We start from the raw sequence: 15,904 nt of genomic DNA, 5'->3' as shown, positions 1-15,904 counted from the left end.
CGTTGTCCGACTGCGCTTTTGAGCACGCTTTTTTGAGCACGCGGAGCGACGTATTCGGCGCGCGCCCGCGAAGCGTTTTTCGACTCGCTACCGCACCGCCAGCGCCTTGATCTGTTCGAGCGACGGCCACAGCGACTCGCTCCCGAAGCGCGCGACGAGAAAATCGACGAACGAACGCACCTTCGCCGACAGATGCCGCCGGCTCGTATAAACGACGTGAATCGGCAACTCGCGCGGCGGCACTTCGTCGACGAGCAGCGGCACGAGGCGCCCTTCGGCGAGATCGCCGCCGATCACCTCGGTGCCGAGCATCGCGATGCCCGCGCCGTGCAGCACGACCACGCGCTGCGCTTCGAGCTGGTTGACGACCAGATTGCCCGACAGACGCGCGCGCGAGGACGCCTCTCCGGTCACGACTTCGAGCGCCGACACGCCCGAGTACTGCAGATAGTTGTGGCGCGCCAGATCGGCGACGCTCTTCGGCGCGCCATGCTTGCGCAGATAGGCCGGCGAGGCGCACAGCACGAGATGCGCGGTCGCGATCTGCCGCGCGATCAGCGACGACGACTTCAGCCCGCCCGGCGAGGCGCGGATCGCGACGTCGAAGCCCTCGTCGATCAGCTCGACGACGCGGTCGGACAGCGTCATATCGACGGTGACCTGCGGATACTGCGCGGCGTAGTCCGCGACCGCGGCCATCACATGACTCAGGCCGAATGCCGACAACGACGATACGCGCAGCCGCCCCTGCGGCACGACGCTCGCCGCGCCAACCGCCTGGCCGGCTTCGTCGAGCTCGGTGAGCGCCTGGCTCAGACGCTCGTAGTATTCGCGGCCCGCCTCGGTCGGCGCGACGCGGCGCGTGGTGCGGTTCAGGAGCCGCGCGCCGAGCTGCTGCTCGAGATGCATCACGTGCTTGCTCGCCATCGCCGCCGACATCTCCATGCGCTCCGCCGCGCCGACAAAACTGCCGGCCTCGACCACGTGGCGAAACACTTTCATGCTGACGAGGGTATCCATCTCAATCGCTCGCTTCAGGAATCAATCGACGCCATTTTGCCGGGTTTATCAAAAGAACGGCAGCAAAGGCTCGTCTCGACGATGCCCGAAAACGACAAAGCCCGCGTTCCGGCCGGAACGCGGGCTTTGTGGCGAGACTTGGGTGCTACTCAGAACTTCGTGCGCAGCCCCGCGCCGTACGTGTTGCCGCTCGACTGACCGGTGATGTGGTCATACAGGTACGCGGCATAGATGTCCGTGCGCTTGGACAGCGGGTAGTCGTAGCCGACCGCCGCCGTCTGGCGCGTCTGGTTCGAGCCGCCGCCGTTACGCGAATACGCGTACGACGCCATCACCGAGCCCGGGCCGAACGGCACCGTCACGCCGCCCTGTCCCGTGTTGACGTGCCAGCTCGTGACCTGCTGGTTGTTGTACGTGTACATGTACTGGCCGTACAGCTTGACGAACTTCAGGTCGTACGAGACGCCCGCCTGCGCGACGCTCTGGCTGCGCAAGCCGGGCACGCCCGAGGTCTCGAAGCTGCCGAGGTCGCCCGGCACGTTGTTGAAGTTCACGTACTGGTACACCGCGGTCGCCGCGAACGGGCCGTGGAAGTACAGCACCTGGCCGCTCCACTTCTTCGCGCCGTTCTGCGTCGTGTTGCCGAGCGCGTACATCGCCGTCGCCGAGAGTCCGTTGAAGTTCGGCGTCGCATACGACACCGCGTTGTTCCAGCCCGAGTCGCCGGTTACGCCCTGATCGGTCGTGTAGCTCGGGAACGTACCGAGGCCGAGATAGGTGTGATAGACCATCGGCGAGAACACGTACGAATCGATGAACGGATTGAACAGGATCGTCGAGACGAACAGCGGCGTCGTGAGACGGCCGGCCGTGACCGTGCCGTACGGCGATTCGATGCCGACGTAGGCGTTGCGCGAGAACGTCGTGTCGCCGGTGAAGCGGCCGTACTCGCCGGTCTGCGCGCGGAAGAAGCCTTCGATCGTGAAGATCGCCTTGTAGCCGTTGCCCAGATCCTCGGTCCCCTTGAAGCCCCAGTACGAGGTGGACATGCCGCCGCCCGACACCACCGCCGCCGCCTTGCCGTCCGGGAATTTCTGCGAGCCGACCCATTCGTCGACCTGGCCGTAGAGCTGCACGCTCGATTGCGCGAAAGCGGACGATGCGCTCGCCAGCAAGGCAGCGCAGACGCTGGCCTTGAGAGTGGTCTTCAGCGCGCTGCTGAGGCTTGTTTTCATGGAATCTCCAATCTTTGTCAAAAGGGTGTGGCTGTGCGAAAGGGGGCGCTCGCGCGAACCATTGTTGTTATCCGTTCGACCGTCGAGCCAATCGGGGCTGGACCATCTTTACGGACCATTTTTATGAACAAAAATAGTGCTGCTTATTGCCGGTATATCGGTCTGCTTAGTTTGGTCGTTGATCGGCCTGATACGGCGGCTTGCCGGGGGCCTCGCCGGCCCGCCGAAGATGGCGCGAGTGCCGCATGGGGCGCGGCGGACGGCGCGCCGAAGGGGTAGTGACGCTCCGTATGACAGCGAAATGACGCGCCGCCGCGAGAATGCCCTGATTTGGCAGTGGCGGGTACGTCGCAGCCTGGCGTTTTCAGAAAAGTGTGGCGTCGAAACGTCAGATTGGGGATGACGCGGGGGATGGGAGGGGAGAACGTGAAGCGGTGGACGTAAAACGGCGGCGGTGATGCGGCGGAATCGCCGCGAGCGCCAAGGGGAAACGGAGCAGCGGAGGACTGGAAGATTGGAGCGACGGCAGCAGGCGCTGCCCGATGAGCGCCGCTAACCAGACCGGTTAGTTGCGATAAGGCGAGCCTTCCGGCTGACGCGGATCGTCGGACGGGCGCTGCATCGCGCGCGCGGCGCCGCGCTCTTCGTTGTAGCGGGCAACGTCGGCCCGAATCGAGCCGTTGCGCATCGGCACGCTGGGCGGCGGACGCGGCACCGGCCGCGCGTCGGCGCTGACCGGCGTGATGGCGCCGGCGTATTGCATATGCCCGCGCCCGTCGGCGTACCCGGACGATGGTCCTGTGACGCGGCGCATGCCCGGCTTATAGCCGCCGAAGCCGTCGCCATAATTGGCGTCCGCGAAGTTCGCGCCACGCGGCATGCGCGGATCGCGCGCGCTCATCGCATTGCGGAAAGGCCGTGCGCTGGAGAGGCCGACGGCACCGGCATAGTGGCCGCTGTGCATCTGCATGCCCATGGCGCTGTTGGCGCCGCCATGCGCAAAACCGGCACCGCCGCCGTGCGGCATGCCAGGTCCTTTTGCATAGGCGAACGAACACAGCGCGGCAATGACCACGCCCCACGCCCAGCGCCTCGTTCTCGACAACCCGTCCACCTTGTGACTCTCGCGCCCGAAGACTTGCCTGACATCCACCGTTCGAGCTGCGGTGGACGATTGCGGGACTGGCGAAAAGCGCCGCGTTCATCGCGCGGCGCGGGTATCCCTACGGCCTTTGAACCGTAATTTATGGGCGTCGGCAAAGGGTGTCGAGCCAAAAAGTGTTAGGTCTCATCGGTTGATGTAACACCTTGTTACTGCGACGTTTTTCTGCGACAAAGCCCTTGCGCGACGGCTCTGGAAGGGCTTCCTGGCGGGCGTTTGCGCGATTCCGCGCGAACCTCGCGCAGCCGCCGCGGCATCGGCTTGCCTGGCCGATTACGTGTCCGATCGTTAAACCGGCGAGGCCTCGGCGAAGCGCGTTACCCGTACTGAAACCTTACAGCGGCCAGCACGGGCCATGCCGCTCGCGGCTGGCCCGTTGATGCACAGCAATCATTAATCGATTCGGCAAATGAATTTGCTTTTTGAATCGAATTTCAACAACAATAGCCGCTTCCCATTGCGGGAAACGGCGCTCCCGGGCGCGTCCCGCACTCTTTCGCGTCATTGAATCGAGATTCCGACATGGCTCGCCCCAAACTACTTCCCGACAACTTCACCCTGTGCCTCGTGGGCACCGTGATCCTCGCCAGCCTTCTGCCCGTGCACGGGCAAGCCGCCGTGGGGTTCAACTGGGTGACCAACATCGCCGTCGGTCTGCTGTTCTTCCTGCACGGCGCCAAGCTCTCACGCGAAGCGATCATCGCGGGCGCGACGCACTGGCGCCTTCATGCGGTAGTGCTGCTGAGCACGTTCGCGCTCTTTCCGCTGCTCGGCCTCGCGCTTAAGCCGCTCCTTTCGCCGCTTGTCACGCCGGCTCTCTATGCGGGGGTCCTCTTCCTCTGCACGCTGCCATCGACGGTCCAGTCGTCGATTGCGTTCACGTCCATTGCCAAGGGCAACGTACCGGCCGCGGTGTGCAGCGCGTCGGCCTCGAGCCTGCTCGGCATCTTCATCACCCCAGCGCTCGTCAGCGTCGTCATCACCAATCAGGCGGCGAGCGGCGGCGGCTCGCCGTGGCATACGATCGGCAACATCGTGCTGCAACTGCTGGTGCCGTTCATTGCCGGCCAGCTGCTGCGCCCGCTGATCGGCAAGTGGATCGAGCGCAATCGCAGCGTGCTGAAGTTCGTCGACCAGGGCTCGATCCTGCTCGTCGTGTACGGCGCGTTCAGCGAGGCTGTCAACGAAGGCCTGTGGCATCAGATTCCGCTCTCCGCGCTCGGCGGCCTCGTGGTGGTGAGCGCCGTTCTGCTGGCGCTCGCACTGGCCGTGACGATGTTGACCAGCAAGCGGCTCGGCTTTAGTCGTGCCGACCAGATCACGATCATCTTCTGCGGTTCGAAGAAGAGCCTTGCCGCCGGCGTGCCGATGGCCAAGGTCATCTTCGCCTCGCATGCGGTGGGCGCCGTGGTGCTGCCGCTGATGCTGTTCCACCAGATCCAGTTGATGGTGTGCGCCGCGCTCGCGCAGCGCTGGGGCGCCCGCGACCTCAGCGGCGAAACTGCGGCCGCCGCGCAGCAGCCCGCCGCGGCCGTCGCGCGCCGTTGAGAACACGCGCAATGCAAACAGGACATTCATAAGCGCCCTCCCTGAGCGTCGTCGTTTGAAAAAGCCGCCTTGTGCGGCTTTTTTTCGTTGGCTGTGTCGTTATTTCACGCCCAAACGCTCGCGCTGTCGCCTCGGCCTGATGGCATAGGAAAATTCCTGGAGCCTTGCCCACACCATGTTTAGTGAATTTTACTAAACATAAAAATTCACTTTAACTCCATAAAATACGGGTATTTACGGGTGATTAACCACGCGTTTTCGGGGTGTTTCGCGTACGTTTTACTATACAATCGCCCGAACCCAACCCATGAGCCGCGTCGGCGCGGCTGCTTCATTCGATGGCTACAACCATCCGCGACGTCGCCCGCGCGGCCAGCGTTTCGATCGGCACCGTCTCGCGTGCGCTGAAAAACCAGCCCGGTCTCTCCGAGGCCACCCGCGAGCGCGTCGTCGAAGCGGCGCGGCAGCTCGGCTACGATCCGGCGCAACTGCGTCCGCGCATCCGCCGCCTGACCTTCCTGCTGCATCGTCAGCACAACAATTTCGCCGCCAGCCCGTTCTTCTCGCACGTGCTGCACGGTGTCGAAGATGCCTGCCGCGAGCGCGGCATCGTGCCGTCCGTGCTAACCGCCGGCCCGACCGAGGACGTGATTCACCCGTTGCGCCTGCACGCGCCCGACGCCGTGGCGATCGCCGGCTTCGTCGAGCCCGAAACGCTCGCCGCACTGGTCGCGATGCAGCGCCCGCTCGTGCTGATCGATCTGTGGTCGCCGGGCCTGCGCTCGGTCAATCTCGACAACGCCGCCGGGGCCGCGCTCGCGATGCGCCATCTGTTCGGGCAGCAGCGCAAGCGCATCGCGTTCATCGGCGGCTCGCTCGCGCATTTCAGCATCGCCGAGCGTGCGCTCGGCTACCGGCGTGCGTTCTTCGAAGCGGGACTGCTGTTCGACCCGTCGCTCGAAGTGAACATCGACGCCGGGCTCGACCCCGACACCGGCGCCGCGCGCGCGATGCAGCGCCTGCTCGACGCGCCGGGCCCGCGCCCCGACGCCGTGTTCGCCTATAACGACGCCGCCGCGCTCGCCGCGCTGCGCGTGTGCCTCGCGCGCGGCCTCAGCGTGCCCGACGACATCGCGATCATCGGCTTCGACGATATTCCCGCCGCCGCCCACGCCACCCCGCCGCTGTCGACGATCGCGGTCGACAAGGAAGCGCTCGGCCGGCGCGGCGTCGAACTGCTGCTCGAAGACTCGCCCGCCGAGCTCGAGGTCCGCTTGCCCGTTCAACTCGTTGCCCGTGCCAGTACTTTGGTGAAAACGCCATGACGCAAACCGATCCGCTTCACCCCGCCGCCGACGCCGCCAAGGCGCCGCCCGTCGCCAGCTTCCGCCACCGCGCGTTCCTGCTCGCGCACATCGAGGACACGCTGCGCTTTTACGCGCCGAACGTGCTCGACCCGAGCGGCGGCTTCTATCATTTCTTCCGCGACGACGGCTCGATCTACGACCACACCACGCGCCACCTCGTCAGCAGTTGCCGCTACGTGTTCAACTACGCGATGGCGTATCGCCAGTTCGGCGACCCCAAGCACCTCGACTATGCGCGCCACGGTCTGCGCTTTCTGCGCGACGCGCACTGGGACGCGCAGCACGAGGGCTACGACTGGGAGCTCGAATGGCGCGACGGCAGCAAGCGCACGCTCGACGCGACGCGCCACTGCTACGGCCTCGCGTTCGTGCTGCTCGCGTACTCGCATGCGGCGATGGCCGGCATCGAGGAAGCGAAGCCGATGATCGGCGCGACCTTCGAGCTGATGGAGCACCGCTTCTGGGATGCCGCCGCCGGCCTCTACGCCGACGACGCCTCGGCCGAATGGCAGGTCAGCTCGTATCGCGGGCAGAACGCCAACATGCACACGACCGAGGCGCTGCTCGCCGCCTACGAGGCGACCGGTCATCTGGTCTACCTCGATCGCGCCGAGCGCGTCGCGTCGAACATCACGCTGCGCCAGGCGAAGCTGTCGCAAGGGCTCGTGTGGGAACACTTTCACGCGGACTGGTCGGTCGACTGGCATTACAACGAGGAAGACAGCTCGAACATTTTCCGCCCGTGGGGCTTCCAGCCCGGCCATCAGACCGAATGGGCGAAGCTGCTGCTGATTCTCGAACGCTTCCGCCCGCTGCCGTGGCTGCTGCCGCGCGCAATCGAACTGTTCGACGCCGCCATGACGCACGCCTGGGACGAAGACCACGGCGGCCTCTATTACGGCTTCGGCCCCGACGGCACGGTCTGCGATCACGACAAGTACTTCTGGGTACAGGCCGAAACGTTCGCGACCGCCGCGCTGCTCGGCAAGCGCACCGGCAACGAGCGCTTCTGGGACTGGTACGACGAAATCTGGCGCTATAGCTGGACGCATTTCGTCGATCACCAGTACGGTGCGTGGTATCGCATCCTCACCTGCGACAACCGCAAGTACAGCGACGAAAAGAGCCCGGCCGGCAAGACCGACTATCACACGATGGGCGCGTGCTACGAGGTGCTCGCGCATGCGCTCGGCGAAAACGCGGCGGCTGAATCCACCGCCCCCGCCGCAGCGGCTTCCGCGGAGAAAACACAATGAGCGCAACCACAGGCTTCCCCGTTTTTGTCTCCGCCGGCGACATCCTCACCGACCTCGTGCGCACCGGCGCCTCGCAGTGGCTCTCGCGTCCAGGCGGCGCGGGCTGGAACGTCGCGCGCTGCGTCGCGCGGCTCGGCTTGCCGAGCGCGAGCGCGGGCTCGCTCGGCGTCGATAATTTCTCCGACGAACTGTGGGACGCGAGCGTCGCCGCCGGCCTCGACATGCGCTTCCTGCAGCGCGTCGAGCGCCCGCCGTTGCTCGCGATCGTGCATCAGACGCATCCGCCCGCGTACTTCTTCATGGGCGAGAACGGCGCCGATCTCGCGTTCGATCCGGCACAGCTGCCGGCCGGCTGGATGAGCGAGGTGAAGTGGGCGCACTTCGGCTGCATCAGCCTCGTGCGTCAGCCGCTCGGCGACACGCTGGCGAAGCTCGCGGCCGAGTTGCGTGCGCGCGGCGTGAAGATCAGCTTCGATCCGAACTATCGCAATCTGATGGAACACGGCTACGAGCCGACATTGCGCCGGATGGCCGCGCTCGCGGACCTCATCAAGGTATCGGACGAAGACCTGCGCATGATCTTCAAGACCCACGACGAAGCCGCCGCGCTCGCGCAATTGCGCGCGCTGAATCCGGCCGCCACGGTGCTCGTCACGCGCGGCCCCGACGCGGCGCTGCTGCTCGACGGCGCCGCGGTGATCGAGGCGAAGCCGCCGCGCGTCGCCGTGGTCGATACGGTCGGCGCGGGCGATGCGTCGATCGGCGGGCTGCTGTTCAGCCTGATGAGCGCGCCGCAACGCGCGTGGCCCGAGCATCTCGCGTTCGCGCTCGCGGCGGGCGCGGCGGCCTGCGGACATGCGGGCGCGCATGCGCCGACGCTCGACGAGGTCGTGGCGTTGCTGTGATGACCTCGCCGTGATGGCGTCGCTGTAACTTTCCTGCCTTGGGGTGCGCGTAGTGTCGTCGGTGTCGGGAACATCCTGCACGCGAAGCGCCGCCCCGAGCGCTCTCTTGGGCACGCTCGGGCCCGGAGCCGAACCGCCATTGCCGTGCTACGATGAAAACATCGAGACCTTTGCAAAAAGGAGCGAGGCCATGGAAGACGTCACCTACACCAAAGGGATCTACACGGCCACGGCGTCGATAAGAGAAATCGCACAGGACGCCTGGCAGGGTCTCGTCACACTGGCGCGCGACGAAGGCGAGCCCGCCGCCGATCAGGAAACCACGCTCTACGAAGTCGAATCCACTTCGTCGACACCGGAAGAGGCGCTCGAAGAAGCCAAGGCGCTCGCTCATCGTATCCTCGGGGAAATCGAACTGTAGGCCGAACTTCAGGCAGCGCGCCGCGTTCGCCCACCCGCGCATCGCGCGCGCCGCTGCCGGAATCGGCCGGCTGGAGGCGATCATGGCTGAGCAGCTTTTTCTCTACGGCGTGTATTCGATACACGTCCGCCCGCTCGAACTCGACGGCGCGCGCTGGGATGCAGAGTACGAAATCCGCCATCGCGAAAAAGCCGTCAAGACGTGGACCACCGTCGGCGGCGACGCGGGCTATGCCGATCAGGCCGAAGCGGTGGAAAACGCGCATCGGCAAGCTGTGAACGATATCGAACATGGCGCGGGAATTCCGAAGCCGCGCGTGTTTCCGTGAGGGGTCGGGATGCGCCTGTTTGGGCGCGGTGAGATTCGCTGCTTCGCAACGCGGTGCGGCGCGGCGCGATTGAGCGCCGTACGCTGCGAAGCACGGCAACACGTCGGCGATTACCGGTAATCGAGGGTATCCACGACCTTCGTGATTTTCCAGGTGCCGTTTTCCTGACGCAAAAATACGATATTGGTCTGCTTGTCTTTCGAGCCGAACGTAACGGGTACGAGCGCCACCTTGTCAAGCATGACGGCGGGATGCACGGCGATATGTGCGGCCCAATCCTTCTCGTCGAAGTCTTGTGCTTTCGTGAAGTATTCCGCGTCTTCGGCCAGGTTATTGGCCTTGTATTGCTTTCGTAAAAAATCAACGGTTGCTTTGGCAACGTGCCGGTTTATCTCTGCGTTCATGACCGGATAATCGCGATCAGCGGCAAGGTGTGGAATAAACCATGTATAGAAATCTTTGACTTGTGTCTCGGGAGTGATCTGCCCGTCATGGGTCGTGCTTCCCGCGTATGAAATGTTATTAAAGGCCAGTAACAGAGTGGCGATAAAAATCGTCAGATATTTTTTCATGTACTCAAAATCCCAGTCGTAACGGCGCGCGCAATCCGCGCTCTCATCCCACGGTCAAAATTTCATCCTAACCCGGTTTGCCCCCCTCTGCGCGAGCCACGCGCCATGCTACGCTGTGCCCGTTTTCATCCTCACGAGCAGGTGATGGCAAGCGAACCGTCAGACCGTTTTGCGCCCCTCGGCGACGCCGACGCAGACGCGCCGAAGCGTCGCGCGCGCGGCAGCCGCGAAATGCGTCTCGACGATCGCGTGGTGATCGCGCACGGCATGCCGACGCCGCTCTGGCAGGACCTCTACCATCGCGCGCTCGGGGTGCGCTGGCCGGTGTTTTTCGTGGCGCTCGCGGTGCTGTTCCTGCTGCTCAACACGACGTTCGCCGCGCTCTACATGTTCGGCAACGCGCCGATCGCGAATCAGTTTCCGAAGGGCTTCGGCGGCGCGTTCTTCTTCAGCGTCGAAACGCTCGCGACGGTCGGCTACGGCGACATGCATCCGCAAACCGTCTACGCGCACTGGGTCGCGACGCTCGAAATCTTCGTCGGCATGTCGAGCATCGCGTTGGCGACGGGGCTCATCTTCGCGCGCTTCTCGCGGCCGCACGCGAAGATCATGTTCGCGCGCTACGCGGTGGTCCGGCCGATCGACGGCCGCATGACGCTGATGGTGCGCGCGGCCAACGCACGCCAGAACGTGATTGCCGAAGCGCGCGCACGGCTACGCATCCTGCGTCAGGAGACGTCCGTCGAAGGCTTCTCGCTGTACAAGCTCTACGACCTCGCGCTCGTGCGCGACCAGCATCCGGTGTTCAAGCTCGGCTGGATGCTGATGCACGTCATCGACGAAAGCAGTCCGCTGTTCGGCGAAAACGCCGAAACGCTCAAGGGCAGCGACATGTCGCTGCTGCTCACGCTCGAAGGCATCGACGAATCGACGTCGCAAACGATGCAGGCGCGCCATATGTGGACCTGCGAGCAGATCTTCTGGCAGCACCGTTTCGTCGACATCATGAGCGAGCGCGACGGCATGAGCCACATCGACTATTCGCATTTCGACGAGATCGCGCCGCTCGAGGCGGCGCCGTTGCAAATGGACCCCGCCGCGCGGCAAACGCCCTAAGCGGCGCGCCGCGCCATCAGAACTTGTGGCGTATGCCCACCACGCCCACCACCTGCGTTCTCGAACTCGACGGATTGCTCACCCCCTCGATAGCCGCCACCGTATTCGCCGACGAGCGCTGATAGATCGCATTCAGATAAAGATCGGTGCGCTTCGACAGGAAATACTGCACGCCCGCGCTGGTTTGCAGGTAATGCATGCTCGGCTCGGTACTCTGCGTCGTCAGAACCTGCGTGTAGGTCTCGCCGATCGCGAACAGCAACGCGGGCATGAAACGGTAGCGGAAGCTGCCTTCGTAGTTGTTGAAGCGCTGCGACGACCCTGTCTGTAAATTGAACAGTGAGGTCGTGTACAGCAAGCCGAACGTGGCGTCGCCGAATTCGTAAGTACCGGCCGCGCCCCATATCTGCTGCTTCGTAATGCCCTTCAGGAACGTATAGTAGTTATCCGAAGGAATCGCACCGGTGGTGTCGAGCGCCGGATTGTCGAGCACCACGTAGGCCACGCCGAGATGCACCGGTCCCTGCGCATAGGTGCCGCCGACGCTCCAGCTGCGGTTCGCCGCGAAGTTCGTCGAATTGGAAAAGCCGTACATCGCATTGCCCTGCAAACCGGAGAAACTCGGCGTCACGTATTTCACCGAGTTGTCGGTGCGGAACGTGTTGTTCAGGTCGTCGGTATCGAAGGGATGCAGCGCGAACTGCGTCAATGACGTGCTTGCGCCGATCTGCAACGGCGCGAGCGAATCCTGCGCGGCGTTGTACTGGCGGCCCATCGTAAAGGTGCCCCAGCGCGGGTTCGACATGCCGACCCACGCCTGGCGGCCGAACAGGCGGCCGTTCGCGCTCGCGGTGCCGGTCTCGATGTTGAAGCCGTTCTCCAGCTTGAAGATCGCCGTGGTTCCGCCGCCGAGGTCTTCCGAGCCCGTCATGCCCCAGCGCGTGCCCTGCTCGTTGCCGCCCGTCGCCTGCCAAGTCGAACTGCCCTTCTGGTTGCTCGTGTACGTGATGCCGGAATCGACGATGCCGTACAACGTCACGCTCGATTGCGCGACCGCGTTGCCGCACAGTGCAACGCCCATTCCGGCGCCCGCCAGCGCCATCGCCAAACCTTTGCTGTTCATCTGTGTTTTCCCCTGTCTTGAGTGTTCGGATCTGGATGCCGAAGCCGCGGATACCGTTTGTGCCTACGCCACCCACATGTTTTATTGAATAAAACAATGTGTTATTAATTATTTGAAATGCAAAAACGGTAGGTCAAGGCAGGGATAAAACTCTGGTTTTCACGCATTGACGACAATATGCGACACAGGAAGTTTTATCAGCCGATACGGCGCAAATCCTTGCCTATCAAGGTCTATCGAATTGAACACCCGAATGGCAAGGCTTTGGACGAACGACTTGACCTGCAATAATGTCTGTCGTTAAATATTGATATGCTGTTTTATTAAATAAAACACGCGAAGCGTTTATCGGGCGACGTCCCCCTTCGGAGGGACGCCGGCCATCGCAAAAGGAGTTCTGTTTGACGCCCAATAACAACACTTCGGCGGCCTCTTCAAGCGCGCCGTTCTTCGTCGCCGAACCTGCGGGTGCCCGGCTGCCGATCGTTTTCGATTCGCCCCACAGCGGCATTGCGCTGCCGGCCGACTTCGGCACCTGCGCGCCGGTGTCCGCGATCCGCACGTCGTGGGACGCATTCGTCGACGAACTGTGGGCGGGCGTGCCTGAACACGGCGGCGTGCTGATCGGTGCGCATTTTCCGCGCGCCTATATCGACCCGAATCGCGCGCTCGCCGATATCGACGCGCAACTGCTCGCCGAGCCGTGGCCCGAACCGCTGTCGCCCGAGAAGTACACGCTGCGCGGCATGGGGCTGATCCGGCGCGATGCCTTGCCGAACCAGCCGATGTACGACCGCAAGCTGTCCGTCGCCGAGGTGCGGCACCGGATCGACGCGTACTACCGCCCCTACCGCGCGGCGCTCGCCGCCGCGGCGGAACGCGCGTACGCGGAACACGGCGCGCTGTGGCACGTCGATTGCCATTCGATGAAATCGCGTGGCAACGAGATGAACGTCGACGCGGGCGCGGCGCGGCCCGACTTCGTCATCAGCGACCGGCGCGGCGCCACCGCCGCGCCGGCCTTCACGCAATGGGTGGCCGACTGGTTCAGCGGCGCCGGCTATCGCGTGCAGATAAACGAGCCGTATCAGGGCGGCGACCTGCTGACCGCCGTCAGCGATCCGGAGCGGCACCGCCATAGCATCCAGATCGAACTGAATCGCGCGCTCTACATGGACGAAGCCGCGTTCGTCAAACACACGGGCTTCGCCGCGCTCAAGCGCGATCTCGACGCGTTTGCCGCCGCGCTCGCCGCTTACGTGCACGCGCAACTCGCCGCCTTGCGCGCGGCGCCGTGAATCGTGAAGGAGCAACCGTGAACTACATCGTCGATTCCGTCGACAGCGCGCTCAAGCTGCTCAGCCATGTCGCCGAGCATCCTGGCCTGGGCGTCACCGAACTCGCGAACCGACTCGGCATCAACAAGTCGCGCGCGTACCGGATGCTATGCACGCTCGAACTGCATCGCTTCGTCGTGCTGGACACCCGCGCGTCGACCTACTCGCTCGGCCCGCAGGCCTTCGTGATCGGCGTCGCCGCGGCCCAGCAGAACACGCTGGTGCGCTCCGCGCAAAAGCACATGCTCTCGCTGAACCAGGCGATCAACGAAACCGTCGTGCTGCGCGTTCGCGAAGGGCTGGAAACCGTGTGCGTCGCCCGTTGCGAGACCACGCACGAAATGCGCACCGTCGGTGCGGTCGGCAATCGCCGGCCGCTCAATAGCGGCGCGTCCGGCCGAATCCTGCTCGCGTTCGCGCCCGCCGCCGTCAGGACCGAATATCTGGCACGCCTGAAGAAATTGCCGCAGCCCCCGGACTTGATGAAGCTCGTCGACGAACTCGATGCGATCGCGCGCAAAGGCTATGCGGTCAGCGTAGGCGAGGTCACGGCCGGCGCGGTCGCGATCTCGGTGCCGGTGCACGACGTGAGCGGCGACACGATTGCGGCGGTCAGCATTTCGGGGCCGGAAATGCGCATCAGCCGGATCGAGATTCCCGATTACCTCGAACGTCTGCAGGCATGCAGCCGCACGATTTCCGCCGAGCTAGGCTACGCCGCGCCGCAGCTCACGCCGCAACCGGCATGACAGGAAGCCGCCCATGACTCCACTTGGTCCCTCCGCGGCGCCCGTCGCCGACGATCCTCTTGCGCCGCGCAGCCATGCCGGCGACGCCGTCCGCGACGAGGACAACCACGGCGGCAGCGGCAACAAACCGCACGGCAAGATGCTGCACCCTGTCGTGATGATGATCTGGGTGCTGCTCGCCGCGGTGGCGCTCACCTATCTGATCGATGCCGGCCACTTCGAGCGGCGCGACAAGCTGGTGGTGCCGGGCACGTACCAGGTCGTACCGAAGAGCCGAAGTCTCGCCACGCTGGCCGCACCGCGCGTCAGCAAAAGCACGCCCGAACAGGCCGCGCCGGCGAGCCTCGTCTCCGCGTTCGTCGCGGTGCCCAACGGCCTCATCAAGAATGCGCCGCTGATCTTCATGGTGATGTTCGTGGGCGGCATGTTCGGCGTGATGCGCAAGACAGGCGTGGTAGACGCGGGTATCGACAGGCTGTTGCAACTCACCGCCGGCAACGTCTATGTGCTCGCACCGCTGCTGATGCTGCTGATCGGTCTCGGCAGCACGCTGCTCGGCTTCATCTCCGAATACCTCGTGATCATTCCGATGGTGCTGGTGCTGTCGCGGCGGCTCGGCCTGTCGAACCTGTTCGCGGTCGGCCTCGTCGCGATTGCGGCGAAGATTGGCTATATCGCGTCGGTGACCAACCCATTGTCGCTCGCGGTCGCGCAGCCGATCGTCGGCGTGCCGCTCTTCAGCGGCATTGCCATGCGTATCGGCGTGTTCGTCGTGTTCCTGACGCTCGGCATCCTGTATCTGCTGATCCACGTGCGGCGCAGCGGCTACCGGCTCGCGGCCGCGCGCGCGAGCATCGGCGAACATCCGCGGGCCGCGCTGTCGCGCCGCCACAAGGCGACCCTCGCCGTGCTGGCGATCGCCGCCGCCATGCTGGTGATCGGCACGCGCGAGCTGCATTGGGGCAATGTGGAGCTATCGGCGTTCTACATCTTCATCAGCATCGTGACGGCGGCGGTCGGCCGGCTCGACTCGCGCGGCGCGGCCGATGCGTTCGTCGACGGCATGAAGGGCATGATGCTGGCGGGTCTGCTGATCGGGCTCGCCGCCTCGGTCGAACTGATCCTGCAGAACAGCCTCGTGCTCGATACGCTGATCGAGCGCTTCACGCGCCTTGCGAATGGCCAGTCGCCGGTCTGGGTCGCCAACGGACTAATGGCGGTGCAGATGGTGCTCGACGTGTTCATTCCGTCGGTGTCCGGCAAGGCCGCGGTCAGCATGCCGATCATCGGACCGATCGCGCAACTCTCCGGCGTCAGCGGACAGACCTCGGTGCTCGCATTCGTGCTGGGGGGCGGCTTGACGAACATGGTGACGCCGACCTCGGGGATGCTGCTCGCCTATCTCGCCACCGCGCGGGTCGGCTTCGGCCAGTGGCTGCGCTTTATCCTGCCGCTCTTCGTGATGCTGCTTCTGCTCTCGGGCGGCGCACTGGCGCTCGCGGTGTGGACCGGGTACTGAACACGCGGTGAACGCCCCAGGGCATACCCGAAGCGCGCCGCCGCGTGGCAAATCCAGCTCAAAAGCCCGTCAAAACGCGCGACTCCTCGCGCCCGTTCACGGGCGCGCGATTAAAGAAGAAAGAAATCACTCCGAGGGCGGCTGAAAAATAGAGTCTCTTCCGCTGCGTCGTCTGCGTGGTCCCCACCACGGCGCGCGGAACCGAAAGCAACGAAGTTGCATGGGACCGGCGTAAGCGCTAAAGCG

The 15,904-nt window shown here is 64.4% G+C and carries 15 protein-coding genes; 10 read left to right on the top strand and 5 right to left on the bottom strand.

The features are described 5' to 3' along the window. Positions 1 to 87: 87 nt before the first annotated feature. From F3J20_RS05170 to F3J20_RS05160, 3 genes are all read right to left on the bottom strand, one after another. Positions 88 to 1,020 carry a LysR family transcriptional regulator gene (locus tag F3J20_RS05170; RefSeq protein WP_167042311.1) on the bottom strand — a complete coding sequence of 311 codons (933 nt, stop codon included), beginning with the start codon at positions 1,018 to 1,020 and terminating at the stop codon, positions 88 to 90. A gap of 149 nt (positions 1,021 to 1,169) precedes the next feature. Further along, positions 1,170 to 2,255: a porin gene (locus F3J20_RS05165; protein WP_167042309.1), complete on the bottom strand. Its 1,086-nt coding sequence runs from the start codon at positions 2,253 to 2,255 to the stop codon at positions 1,170 to 1,172. A 565-nt stretch (positions 2,256 to 2,820) separates the two neighbouring features. Further along, positions 2,821 to 3,369 carry a hypothetical protein gene (locus F3J20_RS05160; protein ID WP_167282351.1) on the bottom strand — a complete coding sequence of 183 codons (549 nt, stop codon included), beginning with the start codon at positions 3,367 to 3,369 and terminating at the stop codon, positions 2,821 to 2,823. A 570-nt stretch (positions 3,370 to 3,939) separates the two neighbouring features. Between F3J20_RS05160 and F3J20_RS05155 the strand changes: the two genes are divergently transcribed. From F3J20_RS05155 to F3J20_RS05130, 6 genes are all read left to right on the top strand, one after another. Then, positions 3,940 to 4,965, top strand: coding sequence for a bile acid:sodium symporter family protein (locus F3J20_RS05155; RefSeq protein ID WP_167042307.1), 1,026 nt, complete (start codon positions 3,940 to 3,942; stop codon positions 4,963 to 4,965). Positions 4,966 to 5,303: 338 nt separating this feature from the next. Beyond that, positions 5,304 to 6,290: a LacI family DNA-binding transcriptional regulator gene (locus F3J20_RS05150; RefSeq protein ID WP_167042305.1), complete on the top strand. Its 987-nt coding sequence runs from the start codon at positions 5,304 to 5,306 to the stop codon at positions 6,288 to 6,290. Next, positions 6,287 to 7,588, top strand: coding sequence for an AGE family epimerase/isomerase (locus tag F3J20_RS05145; protein ID WP_167042303.1), 1,302 nt, complete (start codon positions 6,287 to 6,289; stop codon positions 7,586 to 7,588). Before F3J20_RS05150 ends, F3J20_RS05145 begins: the two co-directional genes overlap by 4 nt. Beyond that, positions 7,585 to 8,493 carry a carbohydrate kinase gene (locus F3J20_RS05140; protein ID WP_167042301.1) on the top strand — a complete coding sequence of 303 codons (909 nt, stop codon included), beginning with the start codon at positions 7,585 to 7,587 and terminating at the stop codon, positions 8,491 to 8,493. The genes F3J20_RS05145 and F3J20_RS05140 overlap by 4 nt, the downstream gene beginning before the upstream one ends. A 190-nt stretch (positions 8,494 to 8,683) precedes the next feature. After that, entirely contained in the window at positions 8,684 to 8,914 is a 231-nt protein-coding gene (locus tag F3J20_RS05135; protein WP_167042299.1) for a hypothetical protein, read from the top strand. An 82-nt stretch (positions 8,915 to 8,996) separates the two neighbouring features. Beyond that, entirely contained in the window at positions 8,997 to 9,242 is a 246-nt protein-coding gene (locus tag F3J20_RS05130; protein WP_167042297.1) for a hypothetical protein, read from the top strand. Between the two features lie 110 nt (positions 9,243 to 9,352). Here the strand turns inward: F3J20_RS05130 and F3J20_RS05125 are convergent, their stop codons facing one another. Beyond that, positions 9,353 to 9,814 carry a DUF3828 domain-containing protein gene (locus F3J20_RS05125; protein ID WP_167042295.1) on the bottom strand — a complete coding sequence of 154 codons (462 nt, stop codon included), beginning with the start codon at positions 9,812 to 9,814 and terminating at the stop codon, positions 9,353 to 9,355. Between the two features lie 144 nt (positions 9,815 to 9,958). Between F3J20_RS05125 and F3J20_RS05120 the strand changes: the two genes are divergently transcribed. Next, positions 9,959 to 10,930: an ion channel gene (locus F3J20_RS05120; protein WP_167042293.1), complete on the top strand. Its 972-nt coding sequence runs from the start codon at positions 9,959 to 9,961 to the stop codon at positions 10,928 to 10,930. Between the two features lie 16 nt (positions 10,931 to 10,946). On the opposite strand, the gene F3J20_RS05115 is transcribed toward F3J20_RS05120, so the two are convergent. After that, positions 10,947 to 12,053 carry a porin gene (locus tag F3J20_RS05115; protein ID WP_167042291.1) on the bottom strand — a complete coding sequence of 369 codons (1,107 nt, stop codon included), beginning with the start codon at positions 12,051 to 12,053 and terminating at the stop codon, positions 10,947 to 10,949. Between the two features lie 401 nt (positions 12,054 to 12,454). Between F3J20_RS05115 and F3J20_RS05110 the strand changes: the two genes are divergently transcribed. From F3J20_RS05110 to F3J20_RS05100, 3 genes are read left to right on the top strand one after another with little or no spacing between them, the layout of a single operon-like run. Further along, entirely contained in the window at positions 12,455 to 13,351 is an 897-nt protein-coding gene (locus F3J20_RS05110) for an N-formylglutamate amidohydrolase (protein ID WP_167042289.1), read from the top strand. 17 nt (positions 13,352 to 13,368) lie between these two features. Beyond that, on the top strand, positions 13,369 to 14,139 hold the full coding sequence (locus F3J20_RS05105; RefSeq protein WP_167282286.1) for an IclR family transcriptional regulator: 771 nt from the start codon (positions 13,369 to 13,371) through the stop codon (positions 14,137 to 14,139). A 13-nt stretch (positions 14,140 to 14,152) separates the two neighbouring features. After that, complete coding sequence (locus F3J20_RS05100; RefSeq protein WP_167042285.1) at positions 14,153 to 15,658, top strand: YfcC family protein; 1,506 nt, start codon at positions 14,153 to 14,155, stop codon at positions 15,656 to 15,658. The last annotated feature ends 246 nt before the right edge of the window (positions 15,659 to 15,904 follow it).

The sequence above is a fragment of the Paraburkholderia sp. Cy-641 genome, from assembly GCF_011752945.1.
Classification (GTDB): domain Bacteria; phylum Pseudomonadota; class Gammaproteobacteria; order Burkholderiales; family Burkholderiaceae; genus Paraburkholderia.
This window is presented reverse-complemented; position numbering and strand designations above follow the sequence as displayed.

Coding starts and splice junctions, on each gene's coding strand:
- F3J20_RS05145 (WP_167042303.1), top strand. CDS start 6,287: ATGACGCAAACCGATCCGCTTCACCCCGCCGCCGACGCCGCCAAGGCG.
- F3J20_RS05165 (WP_167042309.1), bottom strand. CDS start 2,255: ATGAAAACAAGCCTCAGCAGCGCGCTGAAGACCACTCTCAAGGCCAGC.
- F3J20_RS05155 (WP_167042307.1), top strand. CDS start 3,940: ATGGCTCGCCCCAAACTACTTCCCGACAACTTCACCCTGTGCCTCGTG.
- F3J20_RS05125 (WP_167042295.1), bottom strand. CDS start 9,814: ATGAAAAAATATCTGACGATTTTTATCGCCACTCTGTTACTGGCCTTT.
- F3J20_RS05130 (WP_167042297.1), top strand. CDS start 8,997: ATGGCTGAGCAGCTTTTTCTCTACGGCGTGTATTCGATACACGTCCGC.
- F3J20_RS05135 (WP_167042299.1), top strand. CDS start 8,684: ATGGAAGACGTCACCTACACCAAAGGGATCTACACGGCCACGGCGTCG.
- F3J20_RS05100 (WP_167042285.1), top strand. CDS start 14,153: ATGACTCCACTTGGTCCCTCCGCGGCGCCCGTCGCCGACGATCCTCTT.
- F3J20_RS05170 (WP_167042311.1), bottom strand. CDS start 1,020: ATGGATACCCTCGTCAGCATGAAAGTGTTTCGCCACGTGGTCGAGGCC.
- F3J20_RS05115 (WP_167042291.1), bottom strand. CDS start 12,053: ATGAACAGCAAAGGTTTGGCGATGGCGCTGGCGGGCGCCGGAATGGGC.
- F3J20_RS05150 (WP_167042305.1), top strand. CDS start 5,304: ATGGCTACAACCATCCGCGACGTCGCCCGCGCGGCCAGCGTTTCGATC.
- F3J20_RS05120 (WP_167042293.1), top strand. CDS start 9,959: ATGGCAAGCGAACCGTCAGACCGTTTTGCGCCCCTCGGCGACGCCGAC.
- F3J20_RS05140 (WP_167042301.1), top strand. CDS start 7,585: ATGAGCGCAACCACAGGCTTCCCCGTTTTTGTCTCCGCCGGCGACATC.